The 24,176-nt window shown below is 39.5% G+C and carries 20 protein-coding genes; 8 read left to right on the top strand and 12 right to left on the bottom strand.

Annotated elements, in window-relative coordinates; translation table 11 throughout:
• The first annotated feature begins 223 nt into the window (after positions 1-223).
• On the top strand, positions 224-1,432 hold the full coding sequence (locus T7867_RS03630) for a hypothetical protein (RefSeq protein ID WP_068215863.1): 1,209 nt from the start codon (positions 224-226) through the stop codon (positions 1,430-1,432).
• 52 nt (positions 1,433-1,484) lie between these two features.
• Here the strand turns inward: T7867_RS03630 and T7867_RS03625 are convergent, their stop codons facing one another.
• The 3 genes from T7867_RS03625 to T7867_RS03615 form a co-directional block, all read right to left on the bottom strand.
• Positions 1,485-2,210 (bottom strand): LytR/AlgR family response regulator transcription factor, encoded by a 726-nt coding sequence (locus tag T7867_RS03625; protein WP_068215861.1) that lies wholly within the window; start codon positions 2,208-2,210, stop codon positions 1,485-1,487.
• Positions 2,200-4,974, bottom strand: a complete 2,775-nt coding sequence (locus tag T7867_RS03620; RefSeq protein ID WP_157717480.1) for a sensor histidine kinase — start codon at positions 4,972-4,974, stop codon at positions 2,200-2,202. The genes T7867_RS03625 and T7867_RS03620 overlap by 11 nt, the downstream gene beginning before the upstream one ends.
• Before the next feature lie 465 nt (positions 4,975-5,439).
• Positions 5,440-6,621: a Pycsar system effector family protein gene (locus T7867_RS03615; RefSeq protein ID WP_068215857.1), complete on the bottom strand. Its 1,182-nt coding sequence runs from the start codon at positions 6,619-6,621 to the stop codon at positions 5,440-5,442.
• A gap of 170 nt (positions 6,622-6,791) precedes the next feature.
• On the opposite strand from T7867_RS03615, the gene T7867_RS03610 reads away from it, so the two are divergent.
• A complete protein-coding gene (locus T7867_RS03610) occupies positions 6,792-9,335 on the top strand; it encodes a BamA/TamA family outer membrane protein (protein ID WP_322299839.1) in 2,544 nt (847 codons plus the stop codon).
• A 63-nt stretch (positions 9,336-9,398) separates the two neighbouring features.
• Positions 9,399-10,931, top strand: coding sequence for a GH3 family domain-containing protein (locus tag T7867_RS03605; protein ID WP_322299838.1), 1,533 nt, complete (start codon positions 9,399-9,401; stop codon positions 10,929-10,931).
• Here the strand turns inward: T7867_RS03605 and T7867_RS03600 are convergent.
• From T7867_RS03600 to T7867_RS03590, 3 genes are read right to left on the bottom strand one after another with little or no spacing between them, the layout of a single operon-like run.
• On the bottom strand, positions 10,924-11,511 hold the full coding sequence (locus tag T7867_RS03600; RefSeq protein ID WP_068215851.1) for a M48 family metalloprotease: 588 nt from the start codon (positions 11,509-11,511) through the stop codon (positions 10,924-10,926). The genes T7867_RS03605 and T7867_RS03600 overlap by 8 nt on opposite strands.
• A 4-nt stretch (positions 11,512-11,515) precedes the next feature.
• On the bottom strand, positions 11,516-11,950 hold the full coding sequence (locus T7867_RS03595; RefSeq protein WP_288339695.1) for a DUF4345 domain-containing protein: 435 nt from the start codon (positions 11,948-11,950) through the stop codon (positions 11,516-11,518).
• Positions 11,947-13,401 (bottom strand): SDR family oxidoreductase, encoded by a 1,455-nt coding sequence (locus T7867_RS03590; RefSeq protein ID WP_322299837.1) that lies wholly within the window; start codon positions 13,399-13,401, stop codon positions 11,947-11,949. The genes T7867_RS03595 and T7867_RS03590 overlap by 4 nt, the downstream gene beginning before the upstream one ends.
• Before the next feature lie 97 nt (positions 13,402-13,498).
• Here T7867_RS03590 and T7867_RS03585 point away from each other — a divergent pair, with 97 nt between their 5' ends.
• Complete coding sequence (locus T7867_RS03585; protein WP_068215843.1) at positions 13,499-14,401, top strand: mechanosensitive ion channel family protein; 903 nt, start codon at positions 13,499-13,501, stop codon at positions 14,399-14,401.
• Between the two features lie 54 nt (positions 14,402-14,455).
• A complete protein-coding gene (locus T7867_RS03580) occupies positions 14,456-14,818 on the top strand; it encodes a hypothetical protein (protein ID WP_157717478.1) in 363 nt (120 codons plus the stop codon).
• 65 nt (positions 14,819-14,883) lie between these two features.
• On the opposite strand, the gene T7867_RS03575 is transcribed toward T7867_RS03580, so the two are convergent.
• The gene (locus T7867_RS03575) at positions 14,884-15,039 is read right to left on the bottom strand and encodes a DUF1328 family protein (protein ID WP_262501391.1); all 156 of its coding nucleotides are present in this window, start codon (positions 15,037-15,039) and stop codon (positions 14,884-14,886) included.
• 239 nt (positions 15,040-15,278) lie between these two features.
• Between T7867_RS03575 and T7867_RS03570 the strand changes: the two genes are divergently transcribed.
• From T7867_RS03570 to T7867_RS03560, 3 genes are all read left to right on the top strand, one after another.
• Positions 15,279-16,142 (top strand): universal stress protein, encoded by an 864-nt coding sequence (locus tag T7867_RS03570; RefSeq protein WP_322299836.1) that lies wholly within the window; start codon positions 15,279-15,281, stop codon positions 16,140-16,142.
• A gap of 218 nt (positions 16,143-16,360) precedes the next feature.
• Entirely contained in the window at positions 16,361-18,046 is a 1,686-nt protein-coding gene (locus T7867_RS03565) for an ATP-binding protein (protein ID WP_185101174.1), read from the top strand.
• Positions 18,047-18,052: 6 nt separating this feature from the next.
• Entirely contained in the window at positions 18,053-18,472 is a 420-nt protein-coding gene (locus T7867_RS03560) for a response regulator (protein WP_185101172.1), read from the top strand.
• 1 nt (position 18,473) lies between these two features.
• Here T7867_RS03560 and T7867_RS03555 read toward each other — a convergent pair whose 3' ends face one another.
• The 5 genes from T7867_RS03555 to nqrF all read right to left on the bottom strand — a co-directional run bounded on the left by T7867_RS03555 (position 18,474) and on the right by nqrF (position 24,127).
• The gene (locus tag T7867_RS03555; RefSeq protein ID WP_068215831.1) at positions 18,474-19,328 is read right to left on the bottom strand and encodes an aldose 1-epimerase; all 855 of its coding nucleotides are present in this window, start codon (positions 19,326-19,328) and stop codon (positions 18,474-18,476) included.
• Positions 19,329-19,378: 50 nt separating this feature from the next.
• Complete coding sequence (locus T7867_RS03550; protein ID WP_068215829.1) at positions 19,379-20,152, bottom strand: HAD-IIA family hydrolase; 774 nt, start codon at positions 20,150-20,152, stop codon at positions 19,379-19,381.
• A 5-nt stretch (positions 20,153-20,157) separates the two neighbouring features.
• Positions 20,158-21,108 carry a Gfo/Idh/MocA family protein gene (locus T7867_RS03545; protein WP_273514864.1) on the bottom strand — a complete coding sequence of 317 codons (951 nt, stop codon included), beginning with the start codon at positions 21,106-21,108 and terminating at the stop codon, positions 20,158-20,160.
• A 167-nt stretch (positions 21,109-21,275) separates the two neighbouring features.
• Positions 21,276-22,154: a sugar phosphate isomerase/epimerase family protein gene (locus tag T7867_RS03540; RefSeq protein ID WP_322299835.1), complete on the bottom strand. Its 879-nt coding sequence runs from the start codon at positions 22,152-22,154 to the stop codon at positions 21,276-21,278.
• A gap of 668 nt (positions 22,155-22,822) precedes the next feature.
• On the bottom strand, positions 22,823-24,127 hold the full coding sequence (nqrF, locus tag T7867_RS03535; protein ID WP_068215821.1) for an NADH:ubiquinone reductase (Na(+)-transporting) subunit F: 1,305 nt from the start codon (positions 24,125-24,127) through the stop codon (positions 22,823-22,825).
• Between the last annotated feature and the right edge of the window lie 49 nt (positions 24,128-24,176).

Below are 24,176 nucleotides of genomic sequence, written 5' to 3'. Positions count from 1 at the left end.
GAAATTAGCATAACATGTACTTTGAATGATATGTACCCGCCATAGGCAAGCTCCAGTTACTAGGGCAGACTAGTTAGCGTTAGTAGATTTAGCCGTTTTCAACGCTTCTTTTACCATTGTTTTACAAATCTTTTTACACTTTAGCAATTGACATAAACAGCTTAGCAGTTAAGTATTGTCATGGCTCATGTTGTGTCATTTTTTTGCGCAAAAATTAATCAACATGAGAAAAATCACAGCCCTAGCATTATTGCTTTCTATGTTTCTCTATCAATGCGATAGCGAAGACAAAGAACCGGTGCCAGTTCCTGAAATTACCATTACTGCACCAACACTTAGCATTGATGAAAACCCTGAACAAGGTGCCGTTATCGGTACTATTCCGGTAGATGTAGTAAACGGAACGGATGTAACTTTAGCCATTACTAGTCAAACTCCTGCAGACGCAGTATCACTAAACGCCAATAATGAATTAGTTGTGAACGATGCCAGCATTTTCGATTTTGAAGTGAACGAAAGTATTTCAGTAACACTTGAGGCTACTGTAGACGAAGTAACCGAAAGTGCTACACTTAATATTGCCATTAACAACTTGGCAGACTATGTGGGCTTTAACAGCGATTCTCACACTTATACCATCAAGGAAAATACACTTTCTGGGGAATTTGAAGAGACGCTAAGTGACTTACTCACTGCAGAGCAAGGCCTAAATTATAGCTTTGACTACGATGAGAACTTGAGTCCGCTGTTAAAAGGTGATGCTCGAGTATTCGATTTTAATAACCTAACAGGATTACTGGAATTCTGGAATTCTGGAAATTGGGATTTTGAAGAAATCACTGGTTTTACTTCAGAAGGAGATGGTCTTAAAACTTGGTCTGACACAATTTATATTCTTGATGTTGAAGGCGAGGTTCTAGATCAAATGACCTTAAATATTCAAATTGAAGATGTTGAGGGTGAAAATGAATTCGATGAGCGCGTAAACCATCAAGGTCAAACCATTAGCCAGATTAGAAATTTAATTGGCTCTGATATTTATGGACAAACCTATAAAGGTGGAAGAATTATTCGAGTTAATGCGGACTACAGTGTTGTACTAGTGGCTCCTGAAAAGATTGAGGCAGGTACGTACTCTGAACTTGTAGAGGCTGTGGAGAGCTATAGCAATGATGGCAATGACGAATGGTACATTCCGCCAACAGCTGAGTACCGCGGTGGCTTGACTTATAGAATAGCACCTCTTTTTATCTCAGTGGGGCAGCACGAAACAATTGTGACTTCTAAGGAAAATGGCGAGCACGAATTATTCTTAAGATACTATTTAGGAAAAAGTTCTTCTGGCGCAATTGTGATTTCTCATGCGCAGTTTGGCATAAGCGCTAACTTCCCTTTCATATCAAGACCGATTAGCTTGGTAGATAAGCCATAAAGAGTAATCATAGTTTTTGATTTGTAATAGCCCGGCATATTGTTGGGCTTTTTTATTTCCATTTACTTTTAAACTCATTCATTTTTGAGCGTGCAATTGGTATTGACTGCCCATTTACAAGCTTCAATTCTTGTCCTTTGGCTTCTTCTACCAGTTTCATGTTCACCAGATAACCGCGGTGAGAACGGAAGAAGGTTTCTGGTAGCATTTGTTCAAACTCCTTCACTGGCTTCGAAGCTACTACTTGGCGCTCTTGCAAATGGAAAACTGTATACATACCCGAAGCTTCTAGAAATAAAAGATCGCTGATAGGAACGTATTCTATACCGGTTCTTGAGGCAACGGCTACTTTTTCAACCTTGTGTAAATTAGATTTTAAGGCATCAAATTTTGGTTTAAAGTTATCCTCTAGTTTTTCATTTAAGCGTTTTATACAGTCGCTTAGCTCATCTAGGTCCACAGGTTTTAATATGTAATCGAAAGCAGAAAGTTTTATGGCTCGGATAGCGTAATGATCATGCGCTGTAACAAACACCACAAGCTTATTTTCTAAGTCAGGGTAAACCTCAAAAAGCTCGAAACTCAATTGACCATCGAGTTGAATATCTAGAAAGACAACATCTGGATTGTTCTTTTCAATGCTTTGAGCGGCATCCATTATAGTGGCTACCTCGTCAACCACTTCAACAGAGTCGCTAATGAACTGCAATAACCTGCGAAGCGATTCTCGCGCCTGTCCCTCGTCATCTACTATTATTGCTGTTATTTTATTGCTCATGCTCAAATGTTAATGTTACGGTTGTGCCTTCACTGGCCGAAGAAATAGTACTGCCTACTTTTAGCTTGCTAAGCTTATTCACTCTGCTAATTCTATTTTCAATGGCTTTTAAAGCAAAAGATCCTTTTTCTTCATTATACCAAGTGGTGGGGTCGCTGCCTAAGCCGTTGTCTTTGATTATTACTTGATACCCCTTAATTACCTTGCTGAAAGCAATAGATATGTGTTTTGCCCCTTTTCGCTTAGATACGCCATGTTCTATCGCGTTTTCTACAAAAGGTTGAGTAATAAGAGTAGGTATTTTTTCGAATGCAGTGTCTATTTCCTTCTCACAAGCAATTTCGTATTCGAATTCTTCGCCAAAGCGTTTTTTAGAGAGTTTGAGGTAGTTGTGTAAGAAGTCTATTTCCGCCTGAACCGAATGCACTTCCATAGAAGACTTATGTAATACATCGCGAAGCAGTTTGGAAAGACTCGAAAGCCCGTCTAATGAATCTTTCAAATCTTTTTTTAGAATGGCATTTTGAATGGTGGCCATGGCATTGAACAAAAAGTGCGGGTTCATTTGCGATCTGATGGCCTTTAACTCGGCAGCAGCCAATTGGTTGTTCAGTCTTACCTTTTCTAACTCTACCTTGTTTTTTCTCACAAGTCTCAATCTATTCAGGTAAAACGAAGTCCAAAAGATGCCGCCCAGTATTACTATATAGAGTAGTAACATGCTATTCTGACGCCACAATGGAGGTTTGATGGAGAAGGGGAGGAGGAAAGCCTCCGATGTTACCCCGTCTTCATTTTCTGCCATCAATTCCAACTCATATTGGCCATTGGCAAGGTTGAGTAGGTCTATATTGTAGCTACCATTGGTGGCGTACAGCGGCAACCAGTCTTGGCTGAGCCCTTTAATTCTATACATTACACTGGTTTTTCCTTGAGCGCTAATGTTAGGATATACCCCGAACGCGAACCTCAAATCGTTTGATGAGTAGTCTATCGATGTGAGTTTTTCTGGCAGTAGTTCTCTGTTGAGCAGTTTAATGGTTGGTTTAACTAGGTTGCGCTCTGGAAAACTAGAAAAAGCACTCATAAATTGTTGATGCAAGAACAGCAGTTGACCATCGAACTCTACAACAGCAACTAACTTGTTGGTGTCAATTCCTTTTGAGTTGAAGAAGGAGTTTCGCTTTTCAAAAGTCTTGAGATCGAAAACATCGGCTCTTTCAGAATTGATCACGAATAGGTAGTTGTCGGTCAGGAAAATGTCCGAGTAGTCTTCTCCTGACTGAATGATAGGTTCGAGCTTATTTTCCTTTAGTTCGGAAACACCTCCAGTGGTGGTAAGTATGAAAGTTCGGCTTCCGCTATAAACTACTTTTTCAATATTCTGATTATCGAGAATAAGCTTTAAGCTTTCATCTTCAGCTATTTCCCAGAGCTTATTTGCTGAGTAACAATATTGTTGACCTTTTTGCCGAAAAAGACCTCTTAACCTATGTTTTGGTAGAATCAATTCCGCTAACTTTCCTTCTAAGTGGTATACATAAAGTCCGCTAGAAGTAGCCATAAAGAGCTTTTCTCTACTGGGTAAGAAGCCTTTTATTGCACTTAGTTTAAATGATTCTAGCGTTACTAAGCTTTTGGCGTCTAGCAATTCGGCAAGGTTGCTGCCTAAGTATATCGTTTTGGTTGTGCTATCGGCCAAAAAACCTTCTATCCTATTGGGAGAAGGAACTTCTCTTTTGAAGGTTAAAGAGTAATCTCTATAGTCCAATTCATATAGTTTAGAGTCATTGGTGAGTAAAAGCGCATTGCTTGGGCCATTTTGTTGACTTTGTAAAATGAGACTTTCGTCTAGCTTATCTTCAAATTTGATAACCCTTCGGGTAAGGGAAGGAATCATAAACACACCATGAAGCAAGCTAGAGCACCAGAGGTTTCCTTCTACATCAAACATGGTGTCAGAAATTTGAATATCGGATAAGTAGTGTTCAGCTTTTTCCGAAGCCAGATTGAAAACCCACAGGCCGTTGAGGGTAGAGAAATACAGCGTGTTTTCATGGATGTAAAGGTTGTTCACCTTTTCAGGAGAAAAGGGTAAGGATTGAATAAGTTGCCCACTTACATTAGTAATGCCCCCTACCGATGGCCTGTAGAAAAGAATGCCTTCATTGTAAGTAAAAGGGATATCTTCTTTAGTCATGGAAAATCCTAAGCTTATGGTGCTTAATCTATCATTGGTTTCTAGTTTATAGAGAGTGTTTTCTTGAGTGTCACCAGCAGTAAACCAAGTTGTGTTGCCATGCTGTACTAAGTGGTACAAGAAATCGAAAGAATTTTTGAAGTGAATGGTGTCTTGTTGATCAGGAGAAATAAGGCCGGTTTTTACATAAAGTAGTTTCCGATCCCCAAGTGGGATTACCCTAGGAAAGTCTAGGCCAGACTTGTTTATGGCCAGAACCTGGGTTGTGTCTTTTTTAAAAAAGACATACTCCCAATCGAAGTTAGTACCAATATAGGCCCCTTCTCCTATTTGGTATACATCGTTTAGCGCATTGCTAGCACCAACATAAGTTCTGTTGTTAAACGTGAGACCATTGTAGATGCTTAACCCTCTATCCGTTCCGAAGATGATTTCACCGTTTTCGTTCAGGTTGATATCATAAACAGTGTTCGAAAGCAGCCCATCACTCTTTTCAAATTGATGATAAAACACCTCTTGTTGCTGAGGGGTAACTCCCAAAACAGCAAGGGATTGTATGATCAAAATGAAGAAAATAAATGCGCGCAACGCCATACCCACTTAGTCCTTTTGAATGGTGTCCAAGAGTCTGATTTCTCTAAAAAAATAAGCTTGTTGTGCATTGGAATGCACAGTCTAACAGATTTACGATTTAATGAAAAATCCAGATTGGTTCAATATGCCTTTAATTGAAGAGGGTTGCCATGGAATCTAAAGGGCTCTAAAAGAGCTAACTAATTCAGTGAAAAAAGTAGAATTTATTCTCAATCTATTTAACCATGGCGGGTCAGTAAGTTGAATTCCAATGGAGACATCCGTCCGAAAATTCTACCATGAGACTAGAGAATGCACCTGGCTGAAATAAAAAATAAGCGCCATTTGCGTGGCGCTTATCATATTGAAAACAGTGTTCATTTTGAGAAAATCCTTTTCATTAAAAGAATTTAGGAGAGGGTAATTGGTCTCTTAAATCAACTTCAAATACTTTTTTTAGGAGAATTGAGTGATAGAAAATATGGTAATAAAAGACAGTACACTTAGTGCTATGGCCACCATAAATATGTTGTATGAGATGGTTACTAACCTATACTTTCTATCCAATACTAAACCTAGGTAGTAGATGTCTACAGACATTTGGTCATATACTCTCTTCTTATCTTGTCTAAACAGGCTCATTTCTCTTATAAAGTCCTTTTTATCTAAGTTTATGTAGTTTCCGAAGAAGAGTAAACTAGAGTCGTTGCCTCTTATTTTTTGCTTGGTTAGGTTAATTCTGGTAACCTTTGGGCGAGCAGATAATACTGCGAATATTACTGCTGCTAGAGAGCCTAATAGAAGTACTAAAACGGGAGCTGTAAATCTAGAATACTTGTAAAAACCACCATCGAAGAAAGTGTATCCAGTACCCGCTAAAGTAACAATAATGGACATTATAATGGTATTTACGCGGATTATGAGGTTAGCTTTTGCATCTGCAATGGCGCTTAAATTCACGTGATTTTTATAAATAGAGCGATACATTGTTTCAATGCCTCTGCCTAGTTTATGCGATCTTCTAAGCTGCTTTTTTCTCTTTTTTTCTTCCTTTTCAATGGCAGATAAAACCTTTCTAGTATTGAGCGATTTTCGCTCAGAATACTCCTTTATAGCCCATTTGGTTCTGTATCTGAAAGCAGAAATTACTTCTATATATTCCTTAAGCGTTTCCTTCTTATGACTAGCATCTCCAAGGTGCTCAATGGCAAGCAATTCTAAGTTTCTGACCAATTTCTTTTTACCCAGAAAAGACCAGTAAATATCGTAGACAATAGCCTCAGAGGTAGTTTTTTTGGTATTATGATCGTTTATGGATAGTGATAGTTTAGTAATGGAATCCACATCTTTTTCACCTAGATATTCACTGAAATTTTCTTCCAGAAATGTCTTGGCAGACTCATCTTTATCTTCTCCTTTAAACCAGAATGTAGAATAGTAGGTAGCTATTGCTAACTCAATTTGATTTCTAGTGTTTTCGCTCTCAAAGAGCTCTTCAGCATCTTCTTTTAAGGTGACCAATATTTGGTTGAGCCTATTAAGATGGTGGAAGGTTATGTTTTCTTCTGTTCGATGCTCGTAAGCAGAGGCTACTCGCTTACGGATGATGCTTTGGTCGATGTTTTCTGTGGTTTCCATTGGCTTAAGTAGTTCAAATCCGATACCATGATTTTTTGGAAAGCGAAAATGAAGAAACCGAAACGCCTAGCGACCATAATTATTTTGTCACGGTTTTTGAAAGTTAGAATGGCATGTTCACTAAAATCATTTTTAAAACCCTCATCGCGACAGCACTTGTACTGTCATCTATGCCGCACACGCAGGCTCAACAGAATGTAAAAGATTCAACCGTAACCATTAGTGCCAACCCGAACTTTGAAAAAGGTAGAGTAGGCAGATTCTTTTTCGGGAATCACTATAGGGAAACCTGGACAACTCCAGTAAGCGCTCCTATTTTCGATTTAGATAAATACAAAGGTGGGTTGGAAATACTCAAGCTTGGCGGAGGTAACCAAACCAAAACACTTAGGCTTACTTCTGAAGACAACATTCAGTATAATCTAAGAACAATAGATAAGTTCCCGGCCAAGACCTTACCTAGCATGTTAAGAGGAACATGGGTAAATAACATTCTCAAAGATCAGATTAGTACAGCGCATCCATACAGTTTTCTGACAATCCCTCCAATGTCTGATGCCCTAGGTATCTATTACACCAATCCAAAATTGTTTTATGTGCCAGCCAATGACCAACTCGGTGAATATTCTCAAGAATATGGCGATAAGCTTTTTATGATTGAAATAAGACCCGATGAGGATCTGTCCGAATTCGACAGGTTCGGCAATACAGAAAACGCTGTGGGTACAGAGAAGCTTTATGAAGAGCTTCGAGAAGATAACGACAACAGCGTAGACCAGCTCTTTTTAGCCAAAGCCAGAATTTTTGATATGATTATTGGCGACTGGGATAGACATGAAGACCAGTGGAGATGGGCTGAGTTTGAAAAAGATGGTAAGGGTGTACTTTACAAAGCTATTCCAAGAGATAGAGACCAAGTGTTCGCAAAGATGGACGGATTCATTCCTTCCATTGGTACTTCTAGGTACTTTATGAGAAGAATCGGCCATTTCGATTACGATTTTAATGACATCAATGGATTTAACTGGTCGGCAAGAAATATAGATAGAAACCTGCTTAATGAACTTCAACTGAGCGATTGGCAAAGAATGGTGAAGGAAGTACAGACCCAGTTAACAGACAGCGTAATTGACTATGCCATAAAGCAGATACCAGAAGAAGTTTATGAGCTTTCTGGGCCTGAAATAGCTGCCAAGATTAAGTCTAGAAGAGACCTAATGGACGAAGAAATTGTGAAATACTATGAGTTCTTGAGCAGAGAAGTGAGAGTAGCTTTTAGTGATAAGCACGAACTTTTTGAGGTGTATAATCAGACCGATAACACCGTAAAGGTAGTTGTGCATAAGGTAGAAGAAGACGGAAAAGAGGAAGATTTACTATATGAAAGAACCTTCCACCCGGATACTACAAAACGAATTATCCTTCACGGATTGAGAGGAATCGATAGATTTAAAGTCTACGGAGAGCAGAAATTCCCAATAGAAGTTCAGATGTATGGTGGTGAAGGTAAAGACAGTATAATTAGTGCCAGAACTGAAGAAGGACGCTTTAGAGGAGTTAAGTTCTATGATAAAGATGAAGAGTTTACCGAAGTGTTTGGTGAAAAATACGCTTCAGTTCCTGTAAGAGATACGGAGTCATCGGCTGTCTACGATTTTGAGAGAAAGTATTTCAAATACGATATAGTTACGCCAAGAGCCTCTTTCGATTATACCCCAGATGACGGTTTGTTTTTAGGTGCTGGCTTGTACATTGAGCGTCAGCAGTATAAAGAAGACCCTAAAGCAACTCATCTAATCAAAGCCAATTGGGCTACAAGAACTAATGGTTTCAATGCTGCTTACAATGGGCGTTACAATTCATTCATTGCCAAGCATTGGGATGTTGAAATCGATACCTGGGGACACAACAGTAAATATGCTTTCAACTATTTCGGCCAAGGAGGTAACACTACTTTCGATCAGCCTATTGACTATTACAGAGTAGGTTTAGAGCGTTTCAATTTTTCTCCGAGCATTATCAGAAAGTCTAGTAAGTACTTCGAAATGGGCTTTGGGCCAACTTTTGAACACGTGAATGTGACAGAAACAGATGGAGTAATTTCTGACCTCATGGGGCCAAATAATACAGTTACTACTGGTTCTACCTCATTTTTAGGAGCTTCTTTCTTTACCAGACTAAGATATTATGACCACCCGAATCACCCTTCTATGGGTATCAAGTGGCAGGCACAAATGGATTATTGGAATGATATAGGTGGAGACAAAGTGAATATGACAAGCCTAAAAACTGATGTGAGCTTGTATTATACTTTCAAACTACCTTTCAGACTTACAGTGGCTACTCGTTTCGGAGTAGAAAATAACTCAGGGCCTTACTTATTCTATCACTCTAACTTCTTGGGAGGACAAACCAACCTAAGAGGTTTCAGAAGAACACGTTTTGCAGGACAAGGTATTTTCTATAATAACACTGAATTTAGGTTGTCTCTCTTCCAGATGAATAATGTAGTGATGACCGGAGACTTCGGGCTTATCGGCTTTGTAGATCATGGTAAAGTTTGGACTGAAGACGGAGAAACTAGCGGTTTCAAAAGAACCTACGGTCCAGGTGCTTTTGCTGCCCTTTACAATTACATGGTTGTATCGCTGCATTATGGAATAACGGAAGAAGAAAGTGGCTCATTTATGCTAAGAGCTGGCTTCTTGTTCTAATGCAGCAGTCTTATTTAAACAAGATTGAAATTGATTAGTATTTAAACTGTAACCCAATCAACTATGCCATTACTCGGGAAAATTATAAAAAGAGCTATAGATCTTGGTGAACAAATCACCGATGACAGTAAAACACCTCAAGAACATCAGGAGGAGGTGCTAAAGAAATTACTAAAGAAGGCTAAAGATACGGCTTTCGGTAAGTTCTATCAGTTTGAGCAATTGCTGGAGAGCGATTCGCCCATAGAAGAATTTAGGAAGAAGGTTCCCGCCTTCGACTATCACAGAATGCACGATGCATGGTGGTTCAAAACGGTAGAAGGAGAGGTAGACATTACTTGGCCAGGCCAGCCAGAGTATTTCGCCTTAAGCTCGGGCACTACGGGTAATAAGAGCAAGCGCATACCAGTTACACAAGAAATGATTGAAGCCATTAGAGAAACTGGTGTAAAGCAAGTGCTTAGCCTTTCTGAACACGATTTGCCAGATAGCTTCTTTGAAAAACAAATATTGATGTTGGGTAGCAGTACCGATTTAGAAGAGGTTAATGGTCACTACGAGGGAGAAATTAGTGGTATTAGCGCTAGCAATATCCCTTTCTGGTTTAAAGGGTATTACAAGCCTGGTGAAGACATTGCCTCTATTGAAGATTGGGACGAAAGAGTATTAGCTATTGCCAAACAAGCGCCCAGTTGGGATATTGGCGCTATCTCTGGAATTCCGTCATGGATTGAATTAATGCTGCAAAAAGTAGTAGAGCACAACAAGGCAGAAACCATTCATGATATATGGCCAAACCTGATGGTCTATAATTCAGGAGGAGTAGCTTTTGAGCCATACAGAGCCAGTTTTGATGCGCTAACTTCTAAGCCAATGCTTTATTTAGATACCTATTTGGCTTCTGAAGGATTCTTGGCTTATCAGGCGAGGCCAAATGATCAAATGGCTATGCAGTTATCTATTGATTCAGGAATCTATTTTGAGTTTATTCCTTTCAAAGAAGAATATTTCGATGAAAATGGAAGTCCTATAGAAGATGCACCCGCCCTATCACTTAGCGAAGTAAATGAAGGAGAAGACTATGCTATGCTCATTAGTACGGTAAGCGGTGCTTGGCGCTATAGTATTGGCGATACCATTGCATTCACTAATCTTGAGAGAGCTGAAATTAAAATAACTGGTAGAACGAAGCACTTCTTAAATGTGGTGGGTTCTCAATTATCAGTTTCAAAAATGAATGAGGCTGTTCAAGAATTGGAAGAAGCTTTCGGTCTGCAGATTCCTGAGTTTACGGTAGGTGCTGTTAAAAAAGATGGTGAATTCATTCACCAATGGTTCCTAGGTTTGGCTGGGGACCAGAAAGTCAGTGAGTCTGAAGTAAGGCTGAAGCTTGATGAAGTGCTTAAATCCAAAAACAAGAACTACAAAGTAGCCAGATCTAAAGCTCTAAAAGGCATTGAAGTAAAGCTAATTAAGGCTGACGATTTCCACGATTGGAATGGAAAGAACAAAAAGAAGGGTGGACAAGTAAAAACTCCCCGAATGATGAATGAAGAAGCACTTCTAGAGTTCGAGGAGTTTGTCAAAACTAAATAGCAGGGCTTACTGTGCCCTGCTGGTCAGTATCTACCATCTGCATAATCTCTTCTGGAGAAAGGTATAACTTCTTCATTTTCTCTTTATAGCTCAATGGTATTTCAGCATGGTTTAGAATGTAATTTTTAGTTTTCACTATATAATCTCCTAAACCGTGCTGAACTGCATATTCATCTGCTTTCCGTTCAGCTCCCTTTACAAAGTTTGGAAAGAGCAGGTAGCCAATTCCAAACTTTATCATACCCCAAGCAGACCTGTCCTTATAATCCATCAGATGACCTAATTCATGGCCTAACCATCCTATCAAAACATCTTTTGGCAAATCTTCAATTTTCATGCTATCAGAACCAAGCTTAATAGTTCTGCTAATGTTTACATAATAGGCTCGTTCGTCTAAAACCCTAAATAGAGTTTTAAAAACAGGCTGAGCACTCATAATAATGTGCTCCTGCGGATTTTTGAACCTAAATGTGATGGGAGTATTTTTTAATTCGGGGTAATAGGAAAGCGTCTCCAGTACCTGAAAATAAATTTCATCAGGAATGGTTTTCCTATACCCGTAAGTTTCAATCTGTTTCATTGAATTATGCTTGAGACTGAACTTCAATTTTACTTGTTCCTGCTTGTTCTGGAGTTTTTAATAAGGCTCTAATCAGCAAGAAGCTAATAACGAACAAAATGGTTTCTACTACTGTCCATCTAATGACAAAAGCGGAAGCTACACCTTCAGCAAAAAAGCTGTAAACTCTACCTATTAAGAAACCAATGGTATATAAGCTAATGAAGCCTAATGCAGTTTTTTGCATTCTGAAACCGGCATAGAATAGAAAGCCAGCAAAGGCTAAGTTTAGACCACCATAATATGAACGGATGGAATTAAATGCACTGTCTGAGACAGGCTGCAGACTCAAATATTGCATTACCTCTCCGGGAGCGAAAAACGCACCCATGGCTACAGCCAAGAATATTGAGCTGACTAATAGTATAAATCCTGTGATAAGTATTCTTAAGAAATTCATTGTATTACTGTTTTAAGTTGAACATTTGTTTCTCGGGTAATGCCTCTGATCATTCCTTTAAAAACAAAGCCATGAAACGGCAATACCGCAAACCAGTACAACCTGCCCCATAAACCCTTAGGCCTAAATGTGGCGGTTTGATGCAGTACTTGGTTTTTGTCAATTTTAAACTCCAACCAGGCATCTCCTGGGAGTTTCATTTCTGCAAAAAGCAGAAGTCTCTTTTTAGATTTGTCGGCAACAATTACTCTCCAAAAGTCTAATGAGTCGCCAGAGCTAATTTCTGAAGGGTGAGTTCTTCCCCTTCTTAGCCCTACTCCACCGGCTACTTTATCCATGTAGCCTCTAATTTTCCACATCCACTTGCCATAGTACCAACCACGCTCTCCACCAATAGACCATATATTATTTAATACATGTTCTTCATTTGTAATCTTGGCTTGCTTGTGGTCTTTGAAACAGCCGAAGTCTGGCACTTCTACCAAATCTTCGAAATGCTTGGTAATAGTTTCACTAGACATGGCGTCTTTCCAGCTAGAGATTAGCTGGTTTTGTTTTATTCTAGAAAAGGCTCTCTTAACGGCATCGGTGTAACTGATTAGCTCTATTTTCAGGTGCTCAATTAACCTATTGTCTCTAGCTATAACCTCCGTTTTCATACTGTCTACCAGGTTAGTAGCTAAGTTGTACGATGTTGAGGTAACAAAATATAGCCAATAAGAACTAAGCCTGGGAGTTAATACCGGAACAGAAATAATCCACCGCTTTAGCCCACGAGCTTCTGCAAATTTCATAAGCATGTCTTTGTAAGACATGGTGTCTGGTCCTGCAATGTCGAATGTTTCATTATAGGTGAATTCATCGAATAGCGACTGACTCAACACCTCTAGAATATTTTTAACTGCTATTGGTTGAGATTTAGTCTTTAGCCATTTGGGCGCTATCATTACAGGGAGCTTTTCTACCAAGTCTCTGATGATTTCGAAAGAGCCACTGCCAGAACCCACAATGATTCCTGCTCTAATGCTGGTAAAATTGTAGTTGCCTTTTTTTAATTCGTTCTCTGTGTTGAGTCTACTTTTTAAGTGAGGGGAAAGCTCTTTGTCATTGGCAATGCCACCGAGATAGATGACATGCTGCAAATTTCTTTCTTCACTTATTTTGGTGAAGTTCTGAGCCATTTGCTCTTCTTTTCTGGCAAAGTCTCCACCAGACATAGACATGGCGTGCATTAAGTAGTAGGCAGCATCTACATCTTCTGGAATTCTCTCGAGCGTTTCCTCCTTCAGAAAGTCTACCTCAATAATAGATACTCGCTCATGATCACTTAAAGCATGATTGAATCTAGAGGCATCTCTAACGCAGCATATCACCTCCAAATCTCTATCTACCAGAAGATAGAGGAGTCGCTTTCCTATGTATCCGTTTGCACCTGTTAATAAGACTTTCACCACTTTTTAAACAATGTTGAGTAGTGATAATGTTTATATAAATGTGAATTCGTTATTCCCCTTTTGTTAGAACTAAACATACTAGAAGAGAAATTCTATGGATTTTAATGTTTCAAAAGCTTTCGAAATAGTTGAAGAAAAGCTTCAGGGTTGGTTAGAAACCCTTACAGAAATGCTACCCAATTTTGTTGTAGCGCTTATTGTGTTAGTCATCTTTTACTTCCTGAGTAAATTAGTAAGGGTAGGTACCAAAAAGTTGATGGGTAGGTTTATTGAGCAACCAGCCATAATTGGGCTCATTTCTACCATCATGTCCATTTTTATTATCGGCTCAGGTTTAGTAATAGCGCTTAACCTGCTCCATTTAAGCAAAGCAGTAACTTCTATTCTGGCGGGTGCTGGTATAGCAGGTTTGGCTATTGGTTTTGCCTTTCAAGACATATCGGCCAATTTTATTTCAGGTATTATCATGGCTTTCAAAAAGCCGCTAAACATTGGAGATATCATTGAAACCAACGGCTATACGGGTTTTGTAAGAGATATTCAACTCAGGGCAACCGTATTAGAAACCTTTCAAGGTCTCCATATTATTATACCAAATAGGCTGGTGTTCCAAAACCCTATCACCAACTTCACTAAAACCTATAAAAGAAGAGTAGATCTAAACGTAGGGGTTTCTTATGCCGAAGACTTAGAGGAGGTGAAGAAAATTACAGAAGATGCACTCAAGAGCTTAGATATGCTCACCGAAGATGACATAAAACTAGTTTTCGAGGAGTTTGGAGACTCATCGATAAATTATAGAATCATGTTCTGGATCAATTATTCACCAACGCAGCCTCAGTTTTTAGAGGCCAGAAGTGAAGCCATTATGGCAATAGACAAAGCATATAAAGAACATGGCATCACTATACCTTTCCCAATCAGAACGCTAGACTTTGGTATCAAAGGAGGAGAGAGATTGGAAGGGCATATTAAGACGCTTAAAGAACAGTCTTAAAGTTTTGGTATGGCCTTTGAATTATTTGGCGCAACGAACAAAACATTTAAGATCATGAAAAAAGCAAACATAACATTAATCGCAGTTTTACTATCCATCATATTCGTTTCATGCAACAATACTAATCAGTCTGATTGGGAGCAGGAAAGAATGGAACTTACCGATAGAATCGACAATACCATCGATGACATTGATGATGAGCTTACAGAAATAAATAACGACTTAAAAGATGCATCTGAAGATGTAGCGGAGTCTTTAGAGGAAGAAAAGGAAGAGCTTTTGGATCAGAAATCGGCTTTAGAAGAGGCTAGAGATAATGTAGCTGATGCCACTGAAGAAGCTTGGGAAGACACAAAAGACTGGGCAGAAGAGACTTATAACGATGTTGAAGACTTTTTAAGCGGTAGAAATGGGTAGATAAAACCTAATGCAAACAAAAAAGCCGGAGCAAATGCCCCGGCTTTTTTTGTGCCTTGTGATTACTAATAACCTACTAGCTGCATCACAATGGATATAATAAATAACACCACAAATATGAAGAATAGAAATCTCGCAATATTTGAAGATACGGATGCCACTCCTCTAAAGCCGAAAAGTGCGGCTATAACGGCTATAATAAAGAATATAATTGCCCACATTAACATAATTTCAAGAGTTTTAGTTGAACATAATTGTGCGCTTTGCACGCTAACTAATCTTCAAATCTGTATCCAATCTGTATATTCTATTCAGGGTTCAAGGGAGGCCTATTTGGTTCGTTTCGACTTGTCAAATTGAGAAATTCAATGTCACAATTAGAAAAAAATGAGCAGACAAAAGAGGTGTACTTGATGCATATCATAAAATATGCTGATATGTGTCACAAAAAAAGTTTGGAATGGAATTTACATTAGATACCATAAACAAGGAGGATATTATGAAAAAGCTAATTGTACCTATAGATTTCTCAGATTGCTCAAAAAATGCCCTCGCCAACGCCATAAAAATTGCCGAGAGAATGAAGCTAGATTTGGTCTTGTATCATTCGGTAATGGTTCCTGTAGGTTTTGCCGAGGGGGCACCTGTTGGTGGCGCAGACTACAGCTTTCAGGAACTGGAGAAACAGTCTAGAGCTAGTTTAAACGAGGTAGTGACCGAATTTCCATTGTTAGAAAAAGTAACCTATGAAACTGCCATTCAATATGGTCCGCTGCATGAAGGAATCAATGAAATGAATGAAGATGGAAGTGTAGCCATGGTAGTTATGGGAACTCACGGAGCATCTGGTTTCGCCAAAGCACTAATTGGTAGCAACGCATATTATGTAATGAAGAATGTTGCCTGCCCAGTGATTGCTCTTCCAGAAGATGCCGATATCACTAAAATGACTCATATAGGAATTGCAGGAGATTTTCTCTCTGTACCTAATCCAGATCTTATACATACCGTAACAGAGCTTGCGCGAGCTTTTTATGCTCAGCTCCATGTAATACATATAGATACTGGCGATGTTGAAGTAAAAGGACAAATAGATGTGGCCAGAAGAATGGAAAAATACCTCAAGAACAACAACCATACATTCCATTTCAGAAAGTTTGATGATGTAGAAGAAGGGCTAGAAGAAACAGCGCAAGAGCTAAATATTGATCTACTGGCTATGATTGCCAAGCATCATGGCTTTTTCGATAGGCTTAGAAACGCTAGTCATACCAAAAAGATGGTGCTAGATATTCCAATGCCACTTATGGTCTTACACGAGTAAAGGAAATCTTAAATAGACAATCTTAAGCAAGAGCGGTAGAATTGTTTTCTGCTGCTCTTTTTTTGTAAATATTCATTATGGTAATTCTTGACTGGCCTAACTATCTGATTAACGGACAAAAGACTTTGGGTTTTGTTGACTATTTTCATGAAGTAAGACTGAAAAGTCGTGCACCTCAACTAAACAGATTTTTACTTTTTTAAGTAAACATGGCCGCCATGACAAAGAAAACATTGGATAGGGCAGCCAAGATAAACCTATTGGTTTCTCTTGTCCTTGTGCTGCTGCTCGCCATTATTCTCGAAACGCTAATTAGAGAAAGGCGAACCGATGCTGCTGTCATAAACCTTTCAGGTAGGCAAAGAATGTTGAGTCAAAAAATTGCAAAAGGCATCTACACTACCTCATTAGGCCTTACTTCTATCCAAGAAATTAAGAATGATGCTGAAACATGGACGCTCGTTCATGATGGCTTAATCTATGGAAATGATTCTCTAGGATTGCCAAGTCTAACAGATCAAGATCTATTGTCTCTTTTTAAGCAAGTAGAGCCATTTAAGAAGGGACTATTAAGAGTGGTTGCCCAGATAAATGAAACCACTCAAATTACCCCATCTATGCTAAATGAGGTAGAGAGAAACGAGCAGGCATTTCTTTCGTTGATGGACGAAATTGTTTTTCAGGCCGAAGAAAATTACAACCGCTCCATTTTTAACCTGAGACTTTGGACCTTGGTTCTGTCTATACTTGTAATCGTTTCTTTAGTAGTGCTCTACTTCAATCTGGTTAAACCCATCATAAGAGAGTTGAGCAGAGCTGAAGGTAGCCTGATGAGGAGCAGGCAATCTTTAGAGTTTTTTGTGAAACACACCCCAGCGGCTGTAGCCATGTTCGACTTGAAGATGGATTACTTGTTCGCCAGCGACCGGTGGTATGTAGACTATGGTTTAGAGGGCAGAAGTATAATCGGAAAAAATCATTACGATATTTTTCCTGAGATCAATGAAATTCCTGAGTGGAAGGAGATTCATCAGAGAATTTTGAAGGGAGAAACCTATAAAACAGATAGAGATAGGTTTGATAGAGCTGATGGAAAAGTAGATTGGCTCAAATATGAGTTGCTACCGTGGAGAGATGATAATGGTGAGATAGGCGGGATGATCATGTTCACCGAGGTAATTACCCAACAGGTAGAAATGCAGTTAGAACTTGAGCGAAAAGCACGTGAGCTTGAAAAAACAAATGAAGAGCTAAAGCACTTTATATACATTGCTTCGCACGATCTTCAAGAACCTTTGCGCACTACTTTGAGTTATTCGGACCTTTTGCTAAATGAAGAGTTTAACTCAGATGAGCAGGTAAAACAGCAGAGTCTAAGGTTTATAGGAGAGAGCGTTGGGCGGATGAGTACCCTCGTGAAGGGGTTGCTAGATTATTCCCTCATCGGTTCGGATAATAATTTTGAACAGGTAGACTGTCAGTTACTCGCTAAGGAAGTTTTTAATGCATTAGAACAAAAAGATAGAATTGATGTTTCTATTGAAGTTGAAAATTTACCAGTTGTATCGGGTTCAAAACTAGAACTGACACAACTTTTTCACAATTTAATTGTCAATTCTATTAAATTTGTAAGACCTAATGTTCCATGTCTAATACAAATATCGGCTGAGCGCACCAACGGGTACTGGATTTTTACGTTTAGCGATAATGGTATTGGTATAGAAGAACAATACTTCAAGCAAATATTTAAGGTTTTTCAGAGATTACACTCAAAGGATCGAGTGGAAGGTTCAGGGATTGGTTTGGCTCTCTCAAAGAAAATCGTTGAACATCATGGAGGTGAGATTTGGGTAGAATCTGAGTTAAACAAAGGGACAACCTTTTATTTTACATTAGTAGGCTAATTGAAAATGAGAAAGATTCTTAAGCGTGTTTTGTTGATTGATGACAACGAAGCAGATAATTTCATCCACAAGATTTTTATTCAGAAACATGGCGGTGTTGAAGAAACTGTTGCTGTAACTAGTGGTCAAAAGGCACTAGACTACCTCAGTTCTAATCAAACAGGTAGTTATCCAAGGCCTGAACTTATTTTTCTAGATATTAACATGCCTAGAATGAATGGCTGGGAGTTTTTGGAAGAATATAAGAAGCTAGATGATGAACAAAAAGGTGGCGTAGTAGTAGTAATGCTCACCACTTCTTTGAATCCCGATGACAAAAAGATGGCTGACGGAGATGGCAATGTAACGGAGTTTATGAACAAGCCTTTGAACATTGAAAAGTTTCAATCAGTACTAGAAAAGTATTTTCCAGATAGGCTTGATTAAGCTAAAATAGCTTGAGCCCCATTTTTAAAGACCAAGACTGTTCTGCGGCAATTTTTTTTATGCCTTGCTGAGTGTTGAAAGCATCTATTCCACAGCTCATAGGTTCTATTGCCATGGCCCGCTCATCGGGCTTATACACTTGAACAAAAGGAAAGTTGTGGTCTTGCCAAATCTCTAAAGTACCTAACTGAGGGTAGTTAAGGAATACACTGTTTCTATCTTCTATTTTTTCCAACCTATAGCAGCTATCTAGCTCTTTTGCGAACACCGATGTAAAGTCTTGAAAGTCTCTATTGTGACTTTCTGCTCCTGTAGGAATAAGGTTTTCGTTGACCTCAATTAGGCTTGTTTTGGGCATTTTTAGCCTACATGGCTCATTAGTTAATTCCAGATCGAAGTAGGGGTGCCAGCCAAAACCACAGGGCATTGTTTGGCTTCCTGTGTTTTGTATATCAACCTGAATTTCTAACTCATTCTTCTTGAGTATATAGTTTACCTCGAAAGTAAATGGGAAGGGGTAGGCTTCCAGTGTGCCATCATATTCGTGCCTGAAACGAATAGAATTATCGAGTTTTTCAACTAAGTCGAAGGCCACATTGTAAATGAAACCATGGAGCGCATTGGGTTTTCCAGGGTCGTTCTCATCAAAATGAAAACTCATACCTTCATAGTTGTATTTGCCTGAGGCCAACCGATTGGGAAAAGGAAACAATAAAGAACTTTCAAATAGATTGAAGTCTCTATTATTGATGAGCGTTACCTCTTCACGCGCTTTAAAGCAAGTCCATTTAGTGATAGAAGCCCCGTTTTGGGGATTTATAATAAGTTTGCTTCCTTCAAAGCTGAGTTGTTCCATGGTGTTTGTAGGTGCTTATTCTGTCAATGATTAACTGTTTCTTGGAGCTTTTACCACCAAGGTAACGGTATGGTCAAGTCTGCAATAGAATCTATGACTAAATCGGGCTTGAACGGATAATCATTGAGGTCTTCTCGCTTAGACATTCCCGAAAGGGTAAGTATAGTGTGGTAACCAACTTGAACACCGCCTTGTATATCGGTAGCCAAAGTATCTCCAATAACAGTCACTTCTTCAGTAGCCAGACCAATGTGCTTTCTAGCCTGGCGCATCATAACGGGGCTAGGTTTGCCAACAGAGAATGCCTGCTTACCTGTTGCAGCTTCAATCATAGCTACTATTCCAGCAATCCCTAAGTTGTTCCAGCCTGGCTTGCGAGGCGATGGATCTAGGTTAGTAGCAATTAATTTTGCTCCGTCTAGTATAAAGTCGATGGCTTTGCGCACCATTTCTAAGGTAAAATTGATGCCTTCACCAACCACAACGAAGTCTGGGTCGTTTTGCACTAGGGTGAACCCGTGTTCATGTAAACTAGAAATAAGGCCTCCTTCTCCCAAAACATAAGCTGTTCCTTCTGGAAATTGCTGACCCATAAAATGTGCAGTGGCCATGGCCGATGTATACACGTTTTCAGGTTCTACATAAATGCCCATTTTTGCCAGTTTTCTAACAGCATCTAGTGGAGTACGCTGGCTATTGTTGGTCATAAAAGTGAACGGTATATTCTCCTTTTGAAGCGTTTTGATAAACTTATCAGCACCCGGAATCATCTTGTTTTCAACATAAATGACACCGTCTTGATCTATTAGAAAACCTTTGGGCATGTGAACTAAAAAACGGTTGATAAAATCTTTTCAACGAGTTTAGCGCTTTGCAAACTCTCTTCTAAGGTAAAAAGGTTTGACTCTTTTTCCCCATTATTAATACATTCTCTAGCTGCGACAATTTCATGGACATAACCTGTGCTTTCAAATGGTATGGCAACCTTTTCTACCTCTTCTCCTTTTACAACCTCAAATTCCTGACACTTCCAGAAAAGAGGCATACGAATGAAGCCATCTTCGCCATAAATACAGGCTTCCTTGTTTGTGGTTACTGTAATGCTCGCAAATAATTGCGCCATCTGCCCCTCTGAATAGTTTAACTGTAGCTGTGTGCTTTGGTCTACTCCTGTTTCACTTATTTGGGCATCGGCTGTAAAAGAGCTCGGGTTCCAACCAAATAAATCTGCTGCTATGGTTAATGGATAAACACCAACATCAAAAAGGGCTCCTCCAGCTAAATCTGGATTTAAAAGCCTTCCATCTTTAGTTAATTTATCAATAGACCTAAAACCAAAACTAGCGGTCATGTATTTGATAGGACCTATTTCGCCCGACTTCGCCCTTTTAATGGCTTCTCTATAGGCAGGCAAAAAACGCATCCACATGGCTTCCATCAAAAACATTCCAGTTTCTTGAGCTACTTGAGTCATCTGCTCTATCTCTTGGCTAGAAACTCCCATCGGCTTTTCACAAACCACATGTTTGCCTGCCCTAAGTGCTGATATGGTGTTTTCGCAATGGAAGTTGTTAGTTGTGCTGATGTAAACAATGTCTATGTTTTCATCTGCCAAAAGTTTATCGTAAGAGTCGTAAACTTTTACTGACGGAAATTCTTTGGCCAGTTCATGAGCATTAGATCTAGATGCAAATGCATATGGAGTTTCTCCTTCTACCGTTTCTAAGCTTGCTAAAAATTTTCGTGCTATTCTTCCGAATCCTATAAATCCCCAGTTCATACTCTAAGTTCACCAAATATGTTGAGAAGCATAAGGGGAAAAGAGATAATTGAAGTCAAGAAGGTGTTTTTTTAATCTAGTATTAAGAGAGAATTGCTTTCTGGCTTTAGAGGGGGTATAACATGTCACTCTTTAGAATCTATGAGTGACATGTTGTAATGCTATCTTTATACAGAAAGCTTTTTCATATACTCAGCATCGTCTTGTACACTCTTGAGAGGAGTGGTGCCGTCATATCTTTCTTGTTCAACGATAAGGTATTCCATGCCAGCCTCTTTAACAGCAGGGGCTATAGATGCATAGTCAATTATTCCAGTGCCTAGTGTACAAGTTGCTTCTCTTTCTTCCGTATTGGCCATGCGGTCTTTAACATGTCCTAGTTTATATCTTCCAGGCTGTTTCTTACACCAAGCTACAGGGTCTTCACCAGCTGTAACCACCCAATACATGTCCATCTCAAAATCAACCAAGTTAGGGTCGGTTTCATTCATGAATATATCTTGAGGGTAGATGCCTTCTAGTTTGGTAAAGCTGTAAGCGTGGTTGTGATAGGCGAAACGAATTCCATTGCTTTTACAGATTTCTCCTTTGGCATTGAAGTCAGCCGCAGCTTGCTTGTAACCATCTAGTGTTTCCTGACTTCTCCATGGACAGATGAGGTAGTTCATTCCAATTTCCGCTGCTTCTGCCGCTTTGCGTTCAAAATCTTTGTCAATATCGCAATGGCTGGCAACCACGTTCATGCCAAGCTCATCTATGTAAGCTTTAAACTCTTTATTAGTCATTCCCCAGAACATACCGTCAGGGCCTTCATAACTTTCAATTTGCTTATAGCCGTATGAAGCAACTTTAGCCAGTACACCTTTAGGGTCTTTTGGAAAATCGTCTCGCAAAGAGTAAAGTTGAAGACCAAATGGTTTAGTAACTACGCTGTCAGTTGAAGCTACTTCAGTTTTGTTGCCCGATGAACAGGCATAAGGAGCAATGGCTAAGCCAGCTGCAAAGCCTCCGGCCGTTTTAAGAAAATTTCTGCGTTTCAATGTCATAGTATTAAGGTTGAATGCTGAATATACAGAATCTTAGGTTTTGATCTAATGAATATATGCCTGAGTGTAGCTTCAAACTACACTCACTAATAATCTCTGCAAATTATTGGTTTGGCCGATCCCTCCGCTTCGGTCGGGATGAAAAAGAGTAAATAGCTTTTACGGGTGCATAAGATCCTTCGTACACTCAGGATGGCTAAGAGATAAAGCATTTTTCAAATGTCTCAGAATTACCTGTTCAGAAGTTCAAGCTCGGAGAAAGGTCTCTTTTATCGATTCCTGCACTGCTCATATCGGTGACCTCACGATTGATCTAAGTCAGGTTATGGTGGAGATACCATGACTGGCTAATTAATGTTTGGCGAATCACGGCATCGGACGTGAGTGTTTTCCATCCTGAGCGAAGTCGAAAGATCTACAAATTACTAGTTTGGCCGATCCCTCCGCTTCGGTCGGGATGGAAAAGAGGGGGGTTGACTTTTCTTGATATATAAGATCCTTCGCACACTCAGGATGACTAAGTGATAAAGTTGAGCCAATTAGTTTAGTAAGCCACGCTGAGGCTCCGAGACATCGGAGAATGGATCTTATCCACACAGGAAACGAGTTCAACAAAAAAAGCCATCCCGAGTGCTCGAGATGGCTTTCAATATTATTGTTGAGATTGATTATCCTCCGAAGTCGTCAAAAGAGACGTTTTCGTCTGGCACACCCCAATCTTCGCACATCTTAATTACCGCTGCGTTCATCATTGGAGGTCCACAGAAATAGAATTCAATTTCTTCTGGCTCTTTATGCTTGCTTAGGTATTGATCAATCACCGCTTGGTGAACGAAGCCTAAGAAACCATCGCCTTCTTTATCGTTAATATCTTTCTTCTCCACCCAGTTGTCTTCAGGTTGTGGCTCAGAAAGCACTAGGAAGAACTGGAAGTTTGGAAACTCTCTTTCGATCTTTCTAAAATCTTCTAGATAGAATAACTCTCTTTTAGATCTACCACCGTACCAGTAAGTTACTTTTCTACCCGTTTTCAACGTGTGGAAAAGGTGGAACAGGTGAGATCTCATTGGAGCCATACCAGCACCACCACCAACATAAAGCATTTCTGCGTCAGTTGGCTTAATAAAGAATTCACCGTAAGGTCCTGAGATAGTTACTTTATCTCCTGGTTTTCTAGTAAATACATAAGAAGAACAGATTCCTGGATTAACATCCATCCACTTGTTGTTCGCTCTATCCCATGGTGGAGTAGCAATACGAATATTCAACATGATAATGTTTCCTTCAGCAGGGTGGTTGGCCATTGAGTAAGCACGGAAGATTTCTTCCTTGTTTACCATTTTCAAATCCCAAAGGCCGAATTTATCCCAGTCACCTTTAAACTTGTCTGGACCAGCCGGATCTTCCGGATGTGGCTCAATGTTCATGTCTTTGAAATCGCAAACTACAGGTGGAACGTCTACCTGAATGTAACCTCCAGCTTCGAATTCAAGGTGCTCTCCTTCAGGGAGTTTTACCACAAATTCTTTAATGAAAGATGCCACATTGTAGTTAGATACTACTTCGCATTCCCACTTCTTAATACCGAAGATTTCTTCAGGAATTTCGATGCGCATGTCTTGCTTCACCTTAACCTGACAAGAAAGTCTTACACCTTCTTTTTGCTCAGAGCGGCTTAAGTGGCCTACCTCGGTAGGTAACACATCTCCTCCTCCTTCTTTCACTGTACATTTACACATGGCACATGTACCTCCTCCTCCACAAGCTGATGGAAGGAAAATTTTCTGTCCTGATAGCGTGCCTAATAGGGTTGAACCTGCCGAAGTAACTACCGGGTTTTTCTCATCACCATTGATGATGATTTTGACATCGCCCGACTGAACTAGCTTTGATTGTGCATAAAGCAAAATGAAAACCAAAAGCAGTATTACAACCGAGAAAGCAACTATTGAAGTAATAATGATAGATGACATCTACTAATAGATTTTAAATCAACATTTTGTATTTGACCCTTGGGTCGTT

The organism is Roseivirga spongicola, from assembly GCF_034376045.1.
Classification (GTDB): Bacteria; Bacteroidota; Bacteroidia; order Cytophagales; family Cyclobacteriaceae; genus Roseivirga; species Roseivirga spongicola.
This window is presented reverse-complemented; position numbering and strand designations above follow the sequence as displayed.

Excerpts from the sequence above, each read along its gene's own strand:
- T7867_RS03630 (WP_068215863.1), top strand. The coding sequence starts at position 224 with ATGAGAAAAATCACAGCCCTAGCATTATTGCTTTCTATGTTTCTCTAT.
- T7867_RS03625 (WP_068215861.1), bottom strand. The coding sequence starts at position 2,210 with ATGAGCAATAAAATAACAGCAATAATAGTAGATGACGAGGGACAGGCG.
- T7867_RS03615 (WP_068215857.1), bottom strand. The coding sequence starts at position 6,621 with ATGGAAACCACAGAAAACATCGACCAAAGCATCATCCGTAAGCGAGTA.
- T7867_RS03610 (WP_322299839.1), top strand. The coding sequence starts at position 6,792 with ATGCCGCACACGCAGGCTCAACAGAATGTAAAAGATTCAACCGTAACC.
- T7867_RS03605 (WP_322299838.1), top strand. The coding sequence starts at position 9,399 with ATGCCATTACTCGGGAAAATTATAAAAAGAGCTATAGATCTTGGTGAA.
- T7867_RS03600 (WP_068215851.1), bottom strand. The coding sequence starts at position 11,511 with ATGAAACAGATTGAAACTTACGGGTATAGGAAAACCATTCCTGATGAA.
- T7867_RS03595 (WP_288339695.1), bottom strand. The coding sequence starts at position 11,950 with ATGAATTTCTTAAGAATACTTATCACAGGATTTATACTATTAGTCAGC.
- T7867_RS03585 (WP_068215843.1), top strand. The coding sequence starts at position 13,499 with ATGGATTTTAATGTTTCAAAAGCTTTCGAAATAGTTGAAGAAAAGCTT.
- T7867_RS03580 (WP_157717478.1), top strand. The coding sequence starts at position 14,456 with ATGAAAAAAGCAAACATAACATTAATCGCAGTTTTACTATCCATCATA.
- T7867_RS03575 (WP_262501391.1), bottom strand. The coding sequence starts at position 15,039 with ATGTGGGCAATTATATTCTTTATTATAGCCGTTATAGCCGCACTTTTC.
- T7867_RS03570 (WP_322299836.1), top strand. The coding sequence starts at position 15,279 with ATGGAATTTACATTAGATACCATAAACAAGGAGGATATTATGAAAAAG.
- T7867_RS03565 (WP_185101174.1), top strand. The coding sequence starts at position 16,361 with ATGACAAAGAAAACATTGGATAGGGCAGCCAAGATAAACCTATTGGTT.
- T7867_RS03560 (WP_185101172.1), top strand. The coding sequence starts at position 18,053 with ATGAGAAAGATTCTTAAGCGTGTTTTGTTGATTGATGACAACGAAGCA.
- T7867_RS03555 (WP_068215831.1), bottom strand. The coding sequence starts at position 19,328 with ATGGAACAACTCAGCTTTGAAGGAAGCAAACTTATTATAAATCCCCAA.
- T7867_RS03550 (WP_068215829.1), bottom strand. The coding sequence starts at position 20,152 with ATGCCCAAAGGTTTTCTAATAGATCAAGACGGTGTCATTTATGTTGAA.
- T7867_RS03545 (WP_273514864.1), bottom strand. The coding sequence starts at position 21,108 with ATGAACTGGGGATTTATAGGATTCGGAAGAATAGCACGAAAATTTTTA.
- T7867_RS03540 (WP_322299835.1), bottom strand. The coding sequence starts at position 22,154 with ATGACATTGAAACGCAGAAATTTTCTTAAAACGGCCGGAGGCTTTGCA.
- nqrF (WP_068215821.1), bottom strand. The coding sequence starts at position 24,127 with ATGTCATCTATCATTATTACTTCAATAGTTGCTTTCTCGGTTGTAATA.